This is a genomic window from Pseudanabaena sp. UWO310, from assembly GCF_006861605.1.
Classification (GTDB): Bacteria; Cyanobacteriota; Cyanobacteriia; order Pseudanabaenales; family Pseudanabaenaceae; genus Pseudanabaena.
In genome coordinates this window covers 25,259-42,642 of sequence record NZ_SELU01000003.1, presented here as the reverse complement: position 1 = coordinate 42,642, position 17,384 = coordinate 25,259, and the positions used below count along the sequence as shown (strand labels likewise).

General features: G+C 43.1%; 17 protein-coding genes, 1 tRNA gene, 1 pseudogene and 1 riboswitch. Of the genes and pseudogenes, 7 read left to right on the top strand and 12 right to left on the bottom strand.

Features of this window, described 5'->3' with window-relative positions:
- Positions 1-142: 142 nt before the first annotated feature.
- On the top strand, positions 143-1,252 hold the full coding sequence (locus tag PseudUWO310_RS01880; RefSeq protein ID WP_142598537.1) for a hypothetical protein: 1,110 nt from the start codon (positions 143-145) through the stop codon (positions 1,250-1,252).
- A gap of 437 nt (positions 1,253-1,689) precedes the next feature.
- Here the strand turns inward: PseudUWO310_RS01880 and PseudUWO310_RS01875 are convergent, their stop codons facing one another.
- Both PseudUWO310_RS01875 and deoC read right to left on the bottom strand, forming a co-directional pair.
- Positions 1,690-2,199: a hypothetical protein gene (locus PseudUWO310_RS01875; protein WP_142598535.1), complete on the bottom strand. Its 510-nt coding sequence runs from the start codon at positions 2,197-2,199 to the stop codon at positions 1,690-1,692.
- 319 nt (positions 2,200-2,518) lie between these two features.
- A complete protein-coding gene (gene deoC / locus PseudUWO310_RS01870) occupies positions 2,519-3,175 on the bottom strand; it encodes a deoxyribose-phosphate aldolase (RefSeq protein WP_009628707.1) in 657 nt (218 codons plus the stop codon).
- Positions 3,176-3,318: 143 nt separating this feature from the next.
- Between deoC and PseudUWO310_RS01865 the strand changes: the two genes are divergently transcribed.
- The 3 genes from PseudUWO310_RS01865 to PseudUWO310_RS01855 all read left to right on the top strand — a co-directional run bounded on the left by PseudUWO310_RS01865 (position 3,319) and on the right by PseudUWO310_RS01855 (position 7,835).
- A complete protein-coding gene (locus tag PseudUWO310_RS01865; RefSeq protein ID WP_055074366.1) occupies positions 3,319-4,350 on the top strand; it encodes a DUF2325 domain-containing protein in 1,032 nt (343 codons plus the stop codon).
- Positions 4,351-4,455: 105 nt separating this feature from the next.
- Entirely contained in the window at positions 4,456-4,728 is a 273-nt protein-coding gene (locus PseudUWO310_RS01860; RefSeq protein WP_055074365.1) for a TIGR03643 family protein, read from the top strand.
- Positions 4,729-4,934: 206 nt separating this feature from the next.
- Positions 4,935-7,835 (top strand): CHAT domain-containing protein, encoded by a 2,901-nt coding sequence (locus tag PseudUWO310_RS01855; RefSeq protein WP_142598533.1) that lies wholly within the window; start codon positions 4,935-4,937, stop codon positions 7,833-7,835.
- 118 nt (positions 7,836-7,953) lie between these two features.
- Here PseudUWO310_RS01855 and PseudUWO310_RS01850 read toward each other — a convergent pair whose 3' ends face one another.
- From PseudUWO310_RS01850 to PseudUWO310_RS01835, 4 genes are all read right to left on the bottom strand, one after another.
- Positions 7,954-9,024, bottom strand: a complete 1,071-nt coding sequence (locus tag PseudUWO310_RS01850; RefSeq protein ID WP_142598532.1) for a response regulator — start codon at positions 9,022-9,024, stop codon at positions 7,954-7,956.
- Positions 9,025-9,358: 334 nt separating this feature from the next.
- Positions 9,359-9,751 carry a DUF1636 domain-containing protein gene (locus PseudUWO310_RS01845; RefSeq protein ID WP_142598530.1) on the bottom strand — a complete coding sequence of 131 codons (393 nt, stop codon included), beginning with the start codon at positions 9,749-9,751 and terminating at the stop codon, positions 9,359-9,361.
- Between the two features lie 31 nt (positions 9,752-9,782).
- Positions 9,783-9,988, bottom strand: a riboswitch (cobalamin riboswitch).
- Positions 9,989-10,295: 307 nt separating this feature from the next.
- On the bottom strand, positions 10,296-10,574 hold the full coding sequence (locus PseudUWO310_RS01840; protein ID WP_142598528.1) for a DUF2973 domain-containing protein: 279 nt from the start codon (positions 10,572-10,574) through the stop codon (positions 10,296-10,298).
- A 132-nt stretch (positions 10,575-10,706) separates the two neighbouring features.
- Positions 10,707-11,024 (bottom strand): DUF2605 domain-containing protein, encoded by a 318-nt coding sequence (locus PseudUWO310_RS01835; protein ID WP_009628715.1) that lies wholly within the window; start codon positions 11,022-11,024, stop codon positions 10,707-10,709.
- A 110-nt stretch (positions 11,025-11,134) separates the two neighbouring features.
- Between PseudUWO310_RS01835 and mazG the strand changes: the two genes are divergently transcribed.
- Positions 11,135-11,944 (top strand): nucleoside triphosphate pyrophosphohydrolase, encoded by an 810-nt coding sequence (gene mazG / locus PseudUWO310_RS01830; RefSeq protein ID WP_142598525.1) that lies wholly within the window; start codon positions 11,135-11,137, stop codon positions 11,942-11,944.
- Between the two features lie 184 nt (positions 11,945-12,128).
- On the opposite strand, the gene PseudUWO310_RS22680 is transcribed toward mazG, so the two are convergent.
- Together PseudUWO310_RS22680 and PseudUWO310_RS01825 are read right to left on the bottom strand one after the other, a co-directional pair.
- Positions 12,129-12,305, bottom strand: a complete 177-nt coding sequence (locus PseudUWO310_RS22680; RefSeq protein WP_190315873.1) for a hypothetical protein — start codon at positions 12,303-12,305, stop codon at positions 12,129-12,131.
- Positions 12,306-12,520: 215 nt separating this feature from the next.
- Positions 12,521-12,601, bottom strand: a tRNA-Leu gene (locus PseudUWO310_RS01825).
- 155 nt (positions 12,602-12,756) lie between these two features.
- On the opposite strand from PseudUWO310_RS01825, the gene PseudUWO310_RS01820 reads away from it, so the two are divergent.
- Positions 12,757-13,677: an alpha/beta hydrolase gene (locus tag PseudUWO310_RS01820; RefSeq protein ID WP_142598523.1), complete on the top strand. Its 921-nt coding sequence runs from the start codon at positions 12,757-12,759 to the stop codon at positions 13,675-13,677.
- Between the two features lie 238 nt (positions 13,678-13,915).
- On the opposite strand, the gene gatB is transcribed toward PseudUWO310_RS01820, so the two are convergent.
- The 4 genes and pseudogenes from gatB to PseudUWO310_RS23190 all read right to left on the bottom strand — a co-directional run bounded on the left by gatB (position 13,916) and on the right by PseudUWO310_RS23190 (position 16,440).
- A complete protein-coding gene (gene gatB / locus PseudUWO310_RS01815; protein ID WP_142598521.1) occupies positions 13,916-15,397 on the bottom strand; it encodes an Asp-tRNA(Asn)/Glu-tRNA(Gln) amidotransferase subunit GatB in 1,482 nt (493 codons plus the stop codon).
- Between the two features lie 114 nt (positions 15,398-15,511).
- A pseudogene (locus tag PseudUWO310_RS23845) lies at positions 15,512-15,774 on the bottom strand (Txe/YoeB family addiction module toxin).
- On the bottom strand, positions 15,771-16,013 hold the full coding sequence (locus tag PseudUWO310_RS01805) for a type II toxin-antitoxin system Phd/YefM family antitoxin (protein WP_142598519.1): 243 nt from the start codon (positions 16,011-16,013) through the stop codon (positions 15,771-15,773). Before PseudUWO310_RS01805 ends, PseudUWO310_RS23845 begins: the two are co-directional and overlap by 4 nt.
- A gap of 241 nt (positions 16,014-16,254) precedes the next feature.
- Entirely contained in the window at positions 16,255-16,440 is a 186-nt protein-coding gene (locus PseudUWO310_RS23190; protein ID WP_223805497.1) for a hypothetical protein, read from the bottom strand.
- Positions 16,441-16,705: 265 nt separating this feature from the next.
- On the opposite strand from PseudUWO310_RS23190, the gene PseudUWO310_RS01795 reads away from it, so the two are divergent.
- Positions 16,706-17,023 carry a hypothetical protein gene (locus tag PseudUWO310_RS01795; protein ID WP_231663696.1) on the top strand — a complete coding sequence of 106 codons (318 nt, stop codon included), beginning with the start codon at positions 16,706-16,708 and terminating at the stop codon, positions 17,021-17,023.
- Positions 17,024-17,384 lie beyond the last annotated feature (361 nt).

Sequence of the window (17,384 nt, the reverse complement as noted above, 5' to 3'; positions counted from 1 at the left end):
TGACTGAGATAGATATCAACTAGGATCGTTTTTGTACTAATTGTATAATCATGATTTATTGTTGATTGGTTGACATATTTCGCTAGCAATCGCTCAGTAAGGTCTAGTCCGCATTAGACAGCTTATTTTTCTGGAGGTTCAGATGAGTAAAACCAATAAGTCCAGCCAATCCGATGATTCAAATATTAGATCACCAAAATCTGTTACACCTAAACCTCCGATTAAAGATTTGCCTAAATTAGAAGTTGTCAAAGTTATTGCTCCAAAGGCTCCAGATGCCAATCAGCCTGAAGAGATTAAGTCTGTACCTCAAAAAGAGGAAGTAGTTAAATCTGTTCCTAAGGTGATCCCTGCTGTGGCAAGGGTCAAAACACCGATCGCCAATCGGACTGGGGAGATTCCACCTACCATAGATAAAAGCCCTGAAGAGTCTCAAGAGACGAAAGTCTGTTTGCAGCCAATACCCGATGCAACGGAACCATTTCAGTACAGAGCCATTGGGGTAATCAGTGGAAAGTATATTGCCAATGAAGATAACTTTGCCAAAGGGCATATCTTGACGACCGATGGTTCTCAAGTTGATGCTGTGTTACTTGGCAAAATTATCTCGATTGTCAAAAAACGTTTGCAAAGCGATCGCGAATACTTGTGGGTTGTATATCCTAGAACCAATGATAAAGCAGGTAAGTTACATGTACAGATATCTGGCGTGTGGGCTCCTGTAGAACTCGGAAAGACAGATATACCTGTCGATCCTAATATTCAAGATGGTTATTTCTCTGTACGTGGAGAGATCTCAAGCCAGTCTATTGAAGATAATGCTGTCATCGTTAAAGTACGCCGTACTGAGCAGAAGTTTGACAAGCAAAAAGATAAAGTCACCAAAGAATATACTAAGTTTAAAGTTAGACTCTCAGGACTATTGCCCACTGATGCGGTGGGTCAGTTTTGGAGCGTGAACGTCCAGCGCCAAGGAGATATTTTGACCATTATTGATGGGGAATTCATTGGAATTATCCCCTCTAAAGGCAAACGTGGGGCTCAATCGAAGGGTCGCCCCAGTGGTGGCGGTGGCAAGTTTGCCCCAAGGAAGTATGGCAGCGATCGCCCCTATAGCGATCGACCATTTAAGCCATCCTATACGGGTGATGGTGGCAGTAGTTCGATCTATCCTCCGCGCCCGAAATTCTCCGAAGACCGTCCTCCCGTGCCGAAGCCATTAATTAAACGCAAAGAGCCAACTGACAACTAAAGCGATAAAAACAAAAAGACTCTCGCAAAGCGAGAGTCTTTTTGTTTTTATCGCTTTAGTTGCTCTTATATATCTGCTATCAACTGTATCAGGACATAAAAACCCAAAGAGAGTTGCCGCGTTCCACGCGGCAACTCTCTTTGGGTTTTTGATTTTGTCCTAACAAAACTGGCGGCAGCTATACCAATTCACGAAAGTGTTGTCACACTTTCGTGAATTAAACACCAACCCCAGTAAGGGTTTTCAAAGCTCAAAATGGCTACGCCATTTTGAGCTTTGGTATTATTAACGTCAGTTCGGGTTAAGCTGGCAAATTCTCAAATCCCAGAAGTAAAAGCCTTGCTTAGCAAGGCTTTTACTTCTGGGATTTGAGAAAGGGTTTGCGTAGCAAACCCTTTCTCAAATCTTGTTTCAAATTATCCTGAATTCACGTTGTCTTAAGGTTGCAATACCATACTCCATTCTTTATTTTGGTTGTCCCAAAAGGGAGCATCTGTTTCACCGACTATGTTTGGGCCCCAATAGGTGCGGGAACCATCCGTAGCAAAGGCAAAAATTACATCACCTTTACCGATCGCAATTTTGTAATTTGGTAAGGATAGCAACAAGCCTTCTTTACCGCCTTCATTGGGGGCAAAGTCCCAATTCAGGGGTTCGATCGCTTGCCATACATTCTGAGAGGTCACTCGCGAGAACAGGACAATCCGCACCGATCGCTCCGTACGGTTGCCAACACGAAGACTACCAATATTTTCGCCATCATTGAGACTAGGACGAGTAAAGGTAGCTGGTAGGGGAGGAACAATTACTTTTGTCGCTTCATTGTTTTCGGGAATATCGCGGGCGGGGGGAACATTAAACCGCTGCCAGAGGGAAACACCTGTCAAGGCGATTAGCATTCCCAGAGCCATCGAATAAGCATATTTGACATCAAGAGTTGGTATCACAGCTTAGATTTTGATGTTTATATTTCTATTTTAAGTGTCTTGATTTACGGATCAAGAATTTACATGCAAATTGTTTAGGATTGACAGACAAACAGGACAGGGTAAATATAGGGCTGAGTGCTGAGCATAATTAAAAGTCATATAGCCAATTTGATGTCATTACAAGGGAATAAGACATAAAAACCAGAAGATTGTTGCGGCGCTTCGCGCCGCAACAATCTTCTGGTTTTTATTTTTGTCCTAACATGACTGGCGGCAGCTATATGTTATTTCTTTCGTGGGAGAGGCGTATTTGAATTAGTTTTGAATTAGTTTTGAATTAATTTTTGGTATGGGCGATCGCCACGGCGTGGGATGTACCGATGCGTGTTGCGCCTGCATCGATTAAGGCGATCGCCTGCTCTCTCGTCCGAATCCCCCCTGAAGCTTTAATACCAACTTTGTCCCGCGAGATTTCTTTAAGAAATTTCACCATTTCTACAGTGGCAGCTCCCGCCCAGCCCGTGCCAGTTTTCAAAAAGGCAACACCAGCATCCATGCATACTTCGGCGGCGAGTTCTCGCTCATCATCAGTTAACAAACTTAACTCTAAAATTGCTTTGACGGGTTTGCCCGTCTCCTCACAAATTTGCGCGATATCTTGATGTAATAAATTAGTCTGTCCCGTTTTGAGCCATCCAAAGTTAATCACCACATCTAATTCCGTCGCCCCATTTTCTACCGCTTCCATCGCTTCATAAAGCTTAACGTTTGATGTAGTTGCGCCACTGGGAAAACCAATCACCGTACAAATTTCCACCTTAGTTTTGAGAAGTCGCTCTGTCGTACGTTTAACATTACAGGGATATACACATACGCTAGCAAATCCTAGGCGATCCGCTTCTTCACATACGCGATCAACTTGTTCGTGACTAGCGGATGGATCTAGAAGGGCGTAATCGATATAGGCGGCAGGATTGATGTCAGTTTGAAGCATAAAACAATACACACTTAGGCGAGTGAGAGGTTACATTGGAGATTAGTGACGATAACTTCTTATAATTACTTATTCACGTCACTTCTCACGACTTAATTCTCGACTTATTAAAATCAAGCAAATATAGGCAAATATAAGTAAATATGCATATTTCCGAATTAGATGAACTGGAAGCATCGGTTAGCGATTTGCTCACCATGGCAAAAGTAGAATTAGAACAAAATCGCCTACAGCAACAACGCGATCGCCAAATTCAAGAAGCAGTAGCCCAAATTGAAGCAAGATTAAAACCACTGTTGGCAAAGGTCGAACAAATGCTGCAAGAATATTGCCGCGAGGGTGGTCACCAAGACAGTGAGACTAAGCAAAGGCTAGAGAAAAAAGCTGCCGATATCCGACAGGAAATCGCCGAAGCCCCAGTCCTAGCCGCTCAGATCGCCGATCGCCAATTGATCCTCAGTGAAGAAAGACTACTAGATGAACGAATAACCGAACAAACGGCTCAATGGCGACAGGAATTAAAAGCAGATCTATTAGAGATGATCGAAGAACAACGCGATTTCTTTAGCGCTACCGACGCTTCGATCGCCGTTCGAGGATATGCCAATGACTTAAAAGCGATTGGTTGCCTCGAAGAAGTCGTCGAGGCGCTGATCAATCAAATAAATTCCCACAGTGAAGAAGGACCCGTCGCACGCCTTCGGGGCAGCCACGAACAAACTCTGACCTTTATTTATAACAAAGCTCTTGAAAATCGCTCCCGTGTGGATCGCGCCCCCGATGTACAGCCTAATGCCAGACATCGCAAATCAGAAAAACGTCCTGCTTTGTACACCGATCTCATTGGTAAGGTATTAGTCTTCGGAGGACATGATCGCTTACAAACGGCTGTAAAGAATCGGTTACGCGATTCGGCAATTAATTTAATGTGGTATACCGAGCAGGATGGCTTGCAACTTGCCGCGCAGGGTGAAAGCCAAATTGCAGGTGGAGATTTAATTATTATCGTGACAGGTTATGCCAGTCACTCCCTCACCGAACGAGCGATCGAAGCTTGTCGTCGAGCCAATAAAACCTATGAAATCGTCAATACAACGGGTATGACCAGACTACTCGAAGTAATCGAATCGGGACTAAAGGCGAAACAGTTAGCACGCCATTGGAAACAAGGATAAAACCAACCCAATAAAGAGTTGCGGCGCTTCGCGCCGCAACTCTTTATTGGGTTTGATGTCCTCACTTAAGTGAATATAGCTATAACAAAAATTTTAGATAACTTTATGGGTACACAGAGGATAAACGAAGCAATAACTGCCGCCGATCTCGATCGCATTGTGGAAATGGCATGGGAAGATCGCACCAGCTTTGATACGATTTACGACCAATTTGGCATTTCTGAATCTGAAGTGATTAAAATCATGCGTAAGTCAATGAAACGCTCCTCATTTTTAATGTGGCGAGAAAGGGTAAGCGGTCGCAAAACTAAGCACGCAAAGACCTCCGAGGCGCAAAGATTTCGCTGTAGTCAACAAGATAAACCAAAGTCTCGCTAAGTATTGATGTAATACGAATTCACGAAAGTGTGACAACACTTTTGTAAATTAAAACCCAAGCCTAATAGGAGTTTAAAAAACTAAAAATGGCTACGCCATTTTTAGTTTTGGTACTAAGTGGCTGGGCACAATTAAATATAAAACCCACAAAATCGTGGGGCAAGCACAGAAAAATTAATATTTAGCCTATTTCTAGGGAGATAACTATGCGCTTAATTCATAATTATGCGGTTTTAGGAATATTGCTAACGGTCGTGGGGATGCCTGTCATCATGCCCAAGATAGAATTACTGGGCTTAGAGGCGATCGCCCAAAGCCCTAATGAGGATTTACGGGTGCAAGAGATTACCGAGGCGGTGAATCTCAAACAATCGGGGCACTATCGCTTAGAAAAGGGCGATCCTGAAGGAGCCATTGCCGATCTCCAAAAGGCACTAGCCCTATTTCGGAAATGGAAATCCCCTTGGGGGGAACGCGATACGCTCAATTTCTTTGGAGATGTCTATTTAAAAACAGGGCAATATGAGAAAGCCATGTCCTATTTTCAGCAAGCCCTCAAAATTGCTCAAGAGCTAGTCAAACTACCCGACAGCGATCCTGCGGATGTTGCCTATACCTTGCAATATATTGCGGAAACCTATGACAAGCAGAGAGACTATCCCCAAGCTTTATCCACCTATCAACAGGCTCTAAATATTTTTCGCGATCGCCTCCAAAAGAAACCCAGCGATCGCGATTCTTTGCGCACGAGTATCAGTTTGACGCTTTCTAGTATTGCTTCACTTTATTTTCGGTCTTCACAATACGATCTAGCTTTGGCTAGTTATCAGCAATTATTGCCAATTCTTGCGGAAATTCCCGACTACTATGGACGCGTCCAAACTTTGAATAATATTGGCGTGATCTATGCCAATAAGACCCAATATGCTGAAGCCCTTGAATCCTATAACCAAGCGTTAGACTTAGTACGTTCTCCCTGCTGTGTTGTCTATAAGGGGGACGAATCCGCGATTCTCAATAATATGAGCGCCCTGTATTTTAGTCTCGGACAAAATAAACGCGCTTTAGAATTAGCCGATCAATCCACCAAAATTTATTTCAAGTTATCCAATGAGAACTTTGCAGGCTTAAAAAAATCGGAAGTAGAATTTCTATACGATGTTTTAGGTGAGGAGAATAGCAACCCCAATCTCACCAGTCGAGGTTTATCCGTACGCGCCAATGTCGGGGATGCGGCGAGTAATGAAGTCACCGTTAATGCGGGCAAAGCCAATAATTTTAATAATCTCGCCCAGCTCTATAGCAATAGTGGCAAATATAAAGAAGCGATCGCTTTTTTCCAAAAAGCTAAAGCCATCTATCAAGACATCGGTAATGAGCTAGGGGTAGGGATTACCCTTGACAATATTGGGAGTACCTATTCACGTTTGGGGCAGGTCGAGCAGGCGATCGCCTTTCACCAACAAGCTCTGACCATATATGAGAAGGTCAAGGATCGGACGGGAATCGGTGTAACTTCAAGCAATCTCGGACGCGCCTATGCCAATCTCAACAAACAAACAGAAGCTCTCTCCGCCTATCAAAAGGCTCTAAATATTGCGCGGGAAGTTGGCGATCGCAGTACCGAAGCCGTCGTTCTTGCCAATATTGGGGATTTGCTCACCCAACGGAAACAAATAGAACTAGCGATCGCTTTTCTCAAGCAATCGGTCAATGTGCGCGAAGCAATTAGACAATCGATCAGAATGTTGCCCCGTGAAGATCGCGCCGCCTACAAACAAAGTGTTGCCTACACCTACCGCAACCTCGCCCAACTACTACTAAAGCAGGGACGCATTTACGAAGCGATCCAAATTCTCGATCTGTTAAAAGTGCAAGAACTTCAAGATTATCTGAGAGATGTTAAGGGCAACGAGCGCACGGCCGCAGGCATTACCCTCTTTGCCCCCGAACAGGTGGCAGTTAAAACCGATCTGCAATCGCTCATTGATGGCTCTCCCCTAGTCGCCCAAATCCAGCAGGTCAGTGCCCAGCAAAGTGACAATCTAGCCACATCGCGATCGCTACTGATCGATGTCCAGAAATTTGGCGATCGGGCAGCCCTATTCTATCCATTACTTTTTGAAGATCGACTTTATTTAGTCCTGTTACCTGCAAAATCAGCGCCGATTTTGCGTTCTATTACGATTGCGCCTCAAGACTTTACCAAAATACTCCAAGATTTTCGCGCTGATTTGCAAGACCCTAGCTCTAATGATGTGAAGGATTCCTCTTCACGCCTTTATCAATATCTCATTAAACCCATTGAAGCCGATCTAAAAACCGCCAAGATCGAACTACTCCTTTATGCTCCCGATGGACAGATGCGGTATATCCCCCTTGCTGCTCTCTATGACGGTAAGCAATGGCTGATCGAGCGCTTTAGCTTTAACTACCTCACCGCCTCTGGTTTCATTAACTTACAGCCCATTAGCAAAGCCCCCCTCAAAGCGATCGCCGCCGCCTTTACCCAAGGCTCCATCAAATTTGCAGTGGGTAATGAGAAGTTCTCTTTTACAGGACTGCCTTTCGCCGCCAAAGAAATTGATAAAATTGCCGATACCTTCCCCAACACAACTAAATTAGTTGATGCTTCCTTTAGCCGCAATAATACCGTGGCTCAATTTGGAGAATACGATCTGATCCATTTAGCGACCCATGCCGCCTTTGTCAGCGGATCGCCTGAGGATTCCTTTGTATTAATGGGCAATGGCGATCGCCTAAATTTACGGGAATTACGGGAATGGAAACTGCCCCATACCCAATTGATCGTTTTAAGTGCCTGTCAAACTGCCATTGGTGGATTAGTTGGGAGTGGCGAAGAAATTCTCGGATTTGGCTATCAGATTCAACGAACTGGAGCGCGAGCAGCGATCGCTTCGCTCTGGACTGTGAGCGATCGGGGAACGCAGGTACTCATGGGAAATTTTTATAGCCAGCTACAACAGGGTAACAACATCATCAATTCTTTACGCCAAGCTCAACTCGGCTTATTGCAAACCAAGGACAATGAATTCCAGCATCCTTATTTTTGGTCGGCATTCATCTTGATCGGTAACGGCAATTAAGTTATGGCTAGCAAAACCCGAAAGGTTTGCTTAGGACATAAAAACGCAAAGATGAGTGGCGGCGCTTCGCGCCGCCACTCATCTTTGCGTTTTTATCCCAAGTCACGAAATTACTAAACTAGCGCTTGCAATATTTTTCAACAGTGGTCAGTAACTCTTTTTCCCCAAAGGGTTTAGTTAAATATTCCGTAGCCCCAACCATCCGCGCTTTAACGCGATCGATAAATCCATCTTTTCCTGTCAGCATAATAATCGGAACCTTAGCAAAGGCACTGGACTTACGGAGCATTCCACATAGCTCATAACCATCGATTTCTGGCATAGTGATATCGCACAAAATCAGATCGGGCTTGTGCTGAAAAATCAAACTCAAAGCCTTCGTCGGACTGGAAACCGCCATCACTTGAAAGCCGTGATTATGCAGAATATACTCCACCGCGCGGCAGATGGTCACACTATCATCAATACATAAAATACGTGGAGACTGAACTTTAACCTGTTGGGGCGCACTCAGAGCTAAGGGGTTAATCGTCACTTGTCCCAAGGCGATCGCATCATAGATCTGCTGTCCGATCTGGCTAATATCTTGTCCCGTATATCTGGTCAGTTGTCGGAGCGTCGTTTTGCCATCGATCCAAGCACTTAGATGGGGCAAAGCTTCGCGATCGAGCAGTATGGGACATTGATCGAGGGACTGCAATACTGGATAAAACTTCTTCCATGTCTGAAGCTGTTGCGAATATTGCGAACTAATTTGCGAAAATTTAAATCTGGTTAACCTTGGCGTAAGAGCCGTACTAATTTCAAAAACAAAAGTACCTTGATAGAGTCCGATAATATCAAAAAGGACTTCGCGGATGGTTCCTTCGAGAATTGACTTAGTTTGGTCGGGGCTTAAGATATTCGCTTCTAGAAGCGCCCAAATTTGTCCGTATTCTAAAACATTAATCCCCAGTTTCGAGCTAGACAAACGGTCGAGCGCTTGGTCTAAGCCTAAACCATGCAAATAATCCTGTAGTCGAGTCAAATTGCTATCAGTGTCGGTAGCATAGATTAATTCGCCATTATCAAAAAATAAAAACCAGAATTTTCCAGTGCTGGATTCAATTAACAACTCACCAGTTCGTTGCCCACACTCGATCAGGTGGATAATAGTATGGATGTCAATTTCTCGGAGCGTGCCTTGCATGAGGTGTTACAAATTTGTTTTTTGAATTTCGGTTTTTGAATTTCGGTTTTTAAATTTTAGTTTTTAAATTTCAGTTCTATACAAAAAATCTATCGACATTATCGGAATTACAATCGCCCCTTGATTTTAAATCTTTTTAGAACAGTTTACGCTGAAATAAAACAGTAAAAGCCTCGCTAAGCGAGGCTTTTACTGTTTTATTTCAAATTTTTTAACAAAATTACAAGTTAAGCAAACCAAATTTGTTCTATGAATGTATAACTACAGTCAAGTGACTGTAGCTATATATGAGAAAAAAGGGCTTGGACTTTGCTCAGTCAACAATACTTTGCGGTCAAACAGGTGGTATGCGAGCAATTACGCCACTTTTTAATGGCTCAGGACGCTCTTTCCATGTGAGACTGCCATCGGCGCGATCGCAATATATTTCCGCACAGGATAAAATCGCCGAGGCTGTTGTGGGCATATTTTCCGTATCAATGGGCAAATCCCCAAATAGATAGGAATATTTACCCTCGGAGACAAAAGTAACGACACAAGCATGGCTACAGGCGCTCATGCATGACACAGCACGGATCTCAAACTGCGATCGCAATTTATCACTCGCCCGTTCTTGATGCAATTGAGAAAGCTCTTTTAGCAGGGTTTCACCACCACTAATTCCTACCTTTTTGCCATTTTGCCAAGTGCTGGCACAGGTAGTACAAACTAATAGACTATGATTCATCCGTACCTCGCAGATGATATGGGGATCGTGAAATTTACAGCAAACAGTCGGCGGGCATCCTGACTTATAAATTAGGAGCAAATTAAGGGCAAATTAGAGCCACTTAAGGGCAACGACATCAGCTAACCTCAAGCTCTAAAATATTCACAGTTGCGGGACAGTGACGGGTTTACACCGTACTTTCCCCCTTACGTCTCGTAGCTGCTACCTACGAAAACCGACCTGATCTATCCTATACCAAGTTAAGAAATGGCTACGCCATTTCTTAACTTGAAAACCCTTACTAACATGAGTTCAGGATAATTTGAAACGGGCTTTGAGAAAGGGTTTGCATAGCAAACCCTTTCTCAAAGCCCAAAATTAAAAGCCTTGCGTAGCAAGGCTTTTAATTTTGGGCTTTTAAAATTTGCCAGCTTAACCTGAACTGACGTTTACTAAGTGGCTGGGTATAATTAAAACCCAGAATCAAAAGCTGTAGCGCACGTTGCACGTGCGCTATAACTTTTTGGATTGAGTATCGTTTACGCTTTGCTTTTTTAACTGCTTATTTTTCGCCACTAGGTGACGAATTGTAGAGAGCATCAAGCCTTGAGCGGGCATCATCGACATTAATGGACTTAATAACCATTAGTGGTTCGTCAATATATTTGCCATCCTTATCCCATAACTCAGGGTGTGCGTACTGAGGTGACACGCGGCGGTTGCGATTATCTTGATAGCCACGGGATTCATTTTGAGAAAGTGCAATCATGCTACGAATAAGATTGCTAATGGCAAAAATAGAGAGCACAGTAAAAGCGAGTATGTAAATAATTTGTACCATGTCTACTTTCCTGAAAAAATATATAAATTTAAGTGAAATAAGGAAGCCCTGATGGAAAAATAAGAAGACACCAGATTTAGATAGATACTGATAGAGGGCTAATCGGTGCAGGGAGAGATCGAAATTAAAATTTTAAATTACTTGATTACGATAGTAGCGCATCCCTACGGCTTGGCACTCCATTAACAGTTGATGCCAAGGTTTCATAGTTGTCATATCTACACCAACTTGATGCCCTGTAGCCCGAAATAGTGAGACTGACACTGCAACCTCTTTGAGAGCATTTTCAACCCGTTCTAGCAAACTTTTTTGATCCTTTTCTGACAAAAAATCTATGCGTTCGTTGGATAGTAATTTCTGAGAACGGTCGAACCAATAGGTAAAATCTTCTAGTAAAGGCTCTAGAAGTTTTCTCAGCATCTCAGGATCGGGACTAGCAGTATTACTCATTGGGCAGATCTCTGGCGACAAGATTGACGCTATGTAAGTTTGTTAAAAGCAATATTTTTATTGAAGTTATTATAGCATTTTGTTACTTTTCTTAACATTAAACAAATATTATGAGTTTCGATAATTCGGCAAACTTGATAGCCTTGCAACATTTGATCGATGTTGTGGCGAACCTGCGATCGCCCGATGGTGGATGTCCTTGGGATTTGGCGCAAACACCTGAAAGTCTGATTCCCTATGTGATCGAAGAAGCCTATGAGGTGGTAGATGCTATTCAGGGCGCAGATAGTCAAGCGATCGCGGAAGAGTTGGGAGATCTATTAATGCAGGTAGTTTTGCAATCTCAGATTGCCAGTGAAACCCATACTTTTACGCTTGCGGAAGTTGCCGAAGGCATTGCCCAAAAATTAATTCGTCGCCATCCCCATGTCTTTGGTGATGTCAAAACGGAAAATATGGACGAAATCCATCAAAATTGGGAAAGAATCAAGGCGGAGGAGAAGGGTGAAAATCTAGCGGATACTCAGAAACTCATCTACAAACTCAAACGCTATGCACGATCGCTGCCCCCTTTAACCGCAGGCATGAAAATCTCTCAGAAAGCCGCAGCGAATGGGTTTGAATGGGACAATGTGGAAGGGGTATGGGCAAAGTTTCACGAAGAGTTAGGGGAATTGCATCAAGCGATCGCCCATGAATCTAAGGAAAACCAACAGGCGGAACTGGGAGATTTATTATTTACCCTGATCAATGTCGCCCGTTGGTATGACCTCGATCCTGCCGCTGCTTTACAATCTACTAACCGTAAATTTATTCAACGGCTAGAAACCATCGAACAGTTAAGCGATCGCCCCATCGAAAGTTTTACGACTGAGGAACTGGAGCAGTTCTGGCAAAAGGCAAAAGAAAAGCTTAAATAGCTAAAACCCACAAGATGATTGGCGGTGCGAAGCACCGCCAATCATCTTGTGGGAATTCAAAATCAAACCCAATAGAGAGTTGCGGCGCTTCGCGCCGCAACTCTCTATTGGGTTTGATTTCCTGACTTAAGTGAATATAGCTATACAAAAGCTCAAAATGGCGTAGCCATTTTGAGCTTTTGTATTACTGGGCAGTAGGAGGGGGTGGCAAAAAGCGGGAGTCAGAAATTTCAATTAACTTGTCAATGGAGGTCTCGGCTAAAAGCTTACGAGCTTTAGCAAGATATTCCAAATTAGGGCATTTATCGCCGAGGATACAGCCATTGGTACATTCTTTTTGACAATCAACTTGGCGAGACATGGATTTAAAAGCATTAAGTAAACTAGATTTCAAGATTACTATAGCTGTCGCTTGGGTTTGCAGCTACTCCCAAATTAGAGGTTGCGGCGCTTCGCGCCGCAACCTCTAATTCTTGTTTTGTATGTCTATTTCTTTGGTGGGAAGGGAGTAGCTACAGTAACAGATAAGGATGGTTGGTGCAAAGCACTAACCATCCTTATCTGTTTATTTTTATATGCGGTCAGAGAGACTCGAACTCTCACAGCTTTCGCCACCACCACCTCAAGATGGCGTGTCTACCATTCCACCATGACCGCAATTGCATTTCAAGTGCTTTACTATATTACAGCAATAGTACAAATATGCAATATATTTTGCCAAAATATTGGCAAAATATATTTTAGAGTTTTCGGCACTGTAATGCTAAAGGCTCTAAAATTGGCTTCAGATTACAATATCTAAATTAAATTCAATGTCTGAATCATCTCTAGAATCAGCGCAGAATAAACAAGCTCAGGATCGATCGCCCAAACCTTGGGTGCGTCCTGTAGCGATCGCAGGCATTGCGATCGCCAGTTTTTATGGTTCTGTTTGTGCGGGATTGTGGTTTGGGCAAACGAGGCTAGTTTTTTCGCCAGAAAAGGAAATTACCACTACGCCTGCAAATTTTAATGCCACCTATGAAGATGTTTTAATTCCCGTAAAAAAAGCCGATGGCACGGGCGAAAACATTCATGGTTGGTGGTTACCAAATATCAAACAAGAGGAAAAAGGCAGTCTTGGCGATCGCAAGGTAATTTTGTATTTGCATGGTAAGGGCAAAAATATCAGTGCTAACGCCAAACATGCTAATCGCTTAATGCGGATGGGTTTCTCAGTTCTCGTATTTGATTATCGAGGCTATGGCAGGAGTGAGGGATCGTTTCCGTCAGAATCGTCGGTGTATACCGATGCCCAAACCGCTTGGGACTATCTCATTCAAAAGGGTTACAAGCCAAACCAGATTTTAATCTACGGTCATTCTTTGGGTGGAGCGATCGCGATCGATCTGGCTATCAAACATCCCGATGCCCTCGGAGCGATCGTTGATGCTTCCTTCACTTCGATGAGCGACATGGCACAGCTCGATCCCAAATATCGCATTTTCCCCATCGATTTACTCATCCATCAACGTTTTGATTCGATCTCAAAGGTGCGATCGCTTGCCATACCCGTACTTTATATTCACGGTACTGCTGACGAAGTAATTCCCGTATCGATGGCGCAAAGTCTCTATGAGGCAACCCCCTCCAGAAAGCAAATCGTGATCATTCCCAATGGCGGACACAACAATAATGCTGCTACCAATGAGCCTTTATATTTGAATGCCATCCGCAGCTTTTTTAATCTATAGCTGTCGCCAATTGTAATACCAAATCACAAAATGGCTACGCCATTTTGTGATTTTAAAACTCTTACTGGATTTGGTTTTCAATTGCCAAAAGTGTAGCCACACTTTTGGCAATTGGTATAACCCCAAGAATTGACTGGCGGCGCTTCGCGCCGCCAGTCAATTCTTGGGGTTTGATTTGTCCTCATTCAAGTGACTGTAGCTATAGAACATAAAAAAGAGGCGCTAAGCGCCTCTTTTTTTAGACAGCTAGTTTATCCACAATCAATTTATTCGTGGACTGTGGTTCGGCTCGTCCTTGGGTTTTCTTCATGGTTTGACCGACAAAGAAACCTAATAACTTGGTTTTACCAGCCTTATATTGCTCGACTTCCTTCGGATTCGCGGCAATAATTTCATCGATGATCTTCTCAAGTTCCGCACCCGCAAGAACGGTTAAGCCTTTAGATGCCACAAGATCCTTAACAGAACCACCCTTAGTAATTAGCTCTGGCAAAATGTCCTTAGCAATTTTGCTGCTGATCGTGCCATCGGCAATTAAAGCAATCATCTCGGCTAAAATCACAGGCGTGAGCGCAATATCGCCGATCTTGAGTTTGTTCTCATTGAGATAGGCGGTAACGTCACCCATTACCCAGTTAAATACTTGCTTTGGCTCTGCCCCTGCGACGATCGTGGCATCAAAGAATTCGGCAATAGTGCGATCGTCGGCAATCAAAGCAGCATCGTAGGGAGTCAGTCCAAACTCATCGCGATAACGATGGCGATTTGCCATAGGCAGGGTGGGAAGTTCGGAACGATATTTCTCTAGGGTTGTTAAAGGCACTTCGATCGCCATCAAGTCAGGTTCAGGGAAATAGCGATAATCGCTGGCTCCTTCCTTAGAGCGCATACTAATTGTTCGCTGACTATTCTCTTCCCAAAGACGAGTTTCTTGCTTAATGGTCTCGTTGCCAGATTCGAGCGCTTCCACTTGACGATTGATTTCAAAATCGATCGCCCTTTGAATGGCGTTAAAGGAGTTCATATTTTTGATTTCTACCTTTGTGCCAAACTTCTCTTGACCGACAGGTCGCACAGAAATATTTACGTCACAACGGAGCGAACCTTCCTGCATATTGCCGTCACACACCCCAAGGTAACGCATAATCCGTCGGAGTTCCTGAGCATAGGCCGCCGCCTCTGCGCCCGATCGCATATCTGGCTCCGATACGATTTCGCACAGCGGCACACCCGTACGATTGAAATCTACGAGGGAATGGCTGGAACCCGATAGGCGATCGCTACCACCATGAACGAGTTTTCCTGCATCTTCTTCCATATGCAAGCGCGTAATCCCAATGCGTTTGGTGCTACCGTCTTCTAATTGAATTTCCAGCCAACCATGCTCGGCGATGGGCAAGTCATATTGGGAAACTTGATAGTTTTTGGGAAGATCAGGATAAAAATATTGCTTGCGATCGAATTTGCTATGGGGCGCAATTTGACAATTTAAAGCTAGTCCAGCCTTGACTGCATATTCCAAAACTTTTTCGTTAAGTACAGGCAACACCCCAGGCATTCCCAGACAGACAGGGCAAACATTAGTATTGGGAGTTGCGCCAAACTGGGTCGAGCAGTTACAAAAGATCTTGGAGTTAGTTGTCAACTGACAGTGAGTTTCCAACCCAATAACGGCTTCATACTGTGTCTTGGTTGTTGTCTTGGTGGCGGTTGCAGTCATAGCAGTACTTTTGAAAAGTTTTTGGCAAGAAGATATTTTAAGGCAAGAAGATATTCTAGTATGGGGGCTGTAATATTTTCACTACAAGCTGTCTAACTATTATAGCGATCGCGCTTACTCGTAATGCGTCCACATCCTGATTATTTTAATGGTTTGCTCTGATTCGATCACCTGATAAACAAGTCGATGTTGGATATTTATTCTGCGGGAATATGCGCCCGCTAAATCACCAACCAACTTTTCATAGGGTGGCGGATTCTGAAATGGATTCACCTGAATTATGGCTAAAAGTTCAGTAACCTTGTCTTTGAGATTAGTTGCAGTAATTTCTTAGCATCCTTTTGAGCTTGCTTGGTGTATACCAATTTCCACTTCACCATTCCGATGTCTCGCTACATTCATTAATGGGAGTTGCTAAACCTTCCACAATTGATGCGCCCACCTCAGGAATTGAGAGCAAATAGATTGTTTCTTGAATTCCTTTCCAATCTTCTTCGGAAACTAGAAAAGCATTAGATGTAGTTCCTGAAATTAGGATAGGCTCATGGGACTGTGAGACTTCATTGATCAGATCTTGAAGTTTAACTTGAGCTTCGGTTAGAGATATTGTTGACATTTTTCGTGTTCTTCAAGAGTTGAGATTAGTAGACTTAATTTGGATGATATTTCCAAATTTAAATTCATAATTAATCCTCAAATTTCCCTAGATTCAGATCCCTCAGAATCTTTCGCATTCTTGTAAGGTCTAATTGAGCTTTAACTAATTTTGTGTTGCTTCTAATTGTATTAAGCATGAAACTTCAACGACAAACTATTTTCTATTGGTACATATGCCGCATCTCGTAAAGCTAGAAACTCTAAACTATAGCCATCATAACGCTAGACTTCAAGCACACCAAGAAGCGCATAGATCGGTAAACAGTTTCTCCAGAAAGCAGTCGAAACCCTTCTAAGGCGATCGCTGCTGGCACTGCCTCTTTATAGGCAAAGTGTAAATAGGATGCGTTATGGCTGACTCCTGTCTTTTGAGCTATTTTACGCAAAAGGTATATATCCCCTCGGTAATCAGTAGTATTGCCTCGTAAGGTTTGTTTAGGAGATAAAGCCCCAAAGATGAGTGGCGGTGCGAAGCGCCGCCACTCATCTTTGGGGCTTTATCTTGTCCTAGCTACACAGGTAAGCAAAGCAATTGCGGTGAAAGCCTTAAAAAAATAAAGAAATCTAGTAGGAATGGGTCGATCCTGACATAAGTTGTTATTATTCTTTATATAAATAAATGTTTTCTTTCTGGTTTTGATAATGCAAGTAATGAATGCTGGTTGGACTCAAGTTGAGGAAGAGGTTGCTCGAAAAGCTTTTGATATTGCCTACAAACGCGAAACAAATGCCCTTATCGATTCAGTACGCAGTAAAGCAAGCTGCTTAAATGAAATAGAAGATATGTGGCATTTGCACGACTTTTTAAGCGTTAAACGTCACGAAGTTGACGGTCGTTATGACTATAATTTACCCATGCTAGTTTTCGTATTTGCGGGGTTGATTAAGGACGGGTGGATTACAGTCAAGGAACTTGAAGGTTTGAATTCAGACAAAATTGCCAAAATTATGGCACTTTCCTACATGTAGGTAAGTAATAGAGAATCTTCTGGCTTGAAAGTATTGAAAAGTTTCCTAGCTCTAGTTCCGATCTTTGTTTAGGGCAAATCAAGCCTCAAAGATGGCGGTTGGGCTACTCTCTGAAACTACTTTGGGGACTTATATCCAAAGTAAGCTTTGCCATGGCATATAACCTAAGGATTGATATCTTCCTTGGGTTATATTTTTTACGCATACATTAAGAATAAATTAAGATAGCAAAAGCACAAAAATTAAAATTAAAGTTTTTCTTAATATCTACCTTTAGAGGTTTTGAGAAAGCAATCAGAATGTGAGTATATATACTCAGGAAAACTCAACTAGCAAAATGCAGTGATTTATGGCTTGTTTG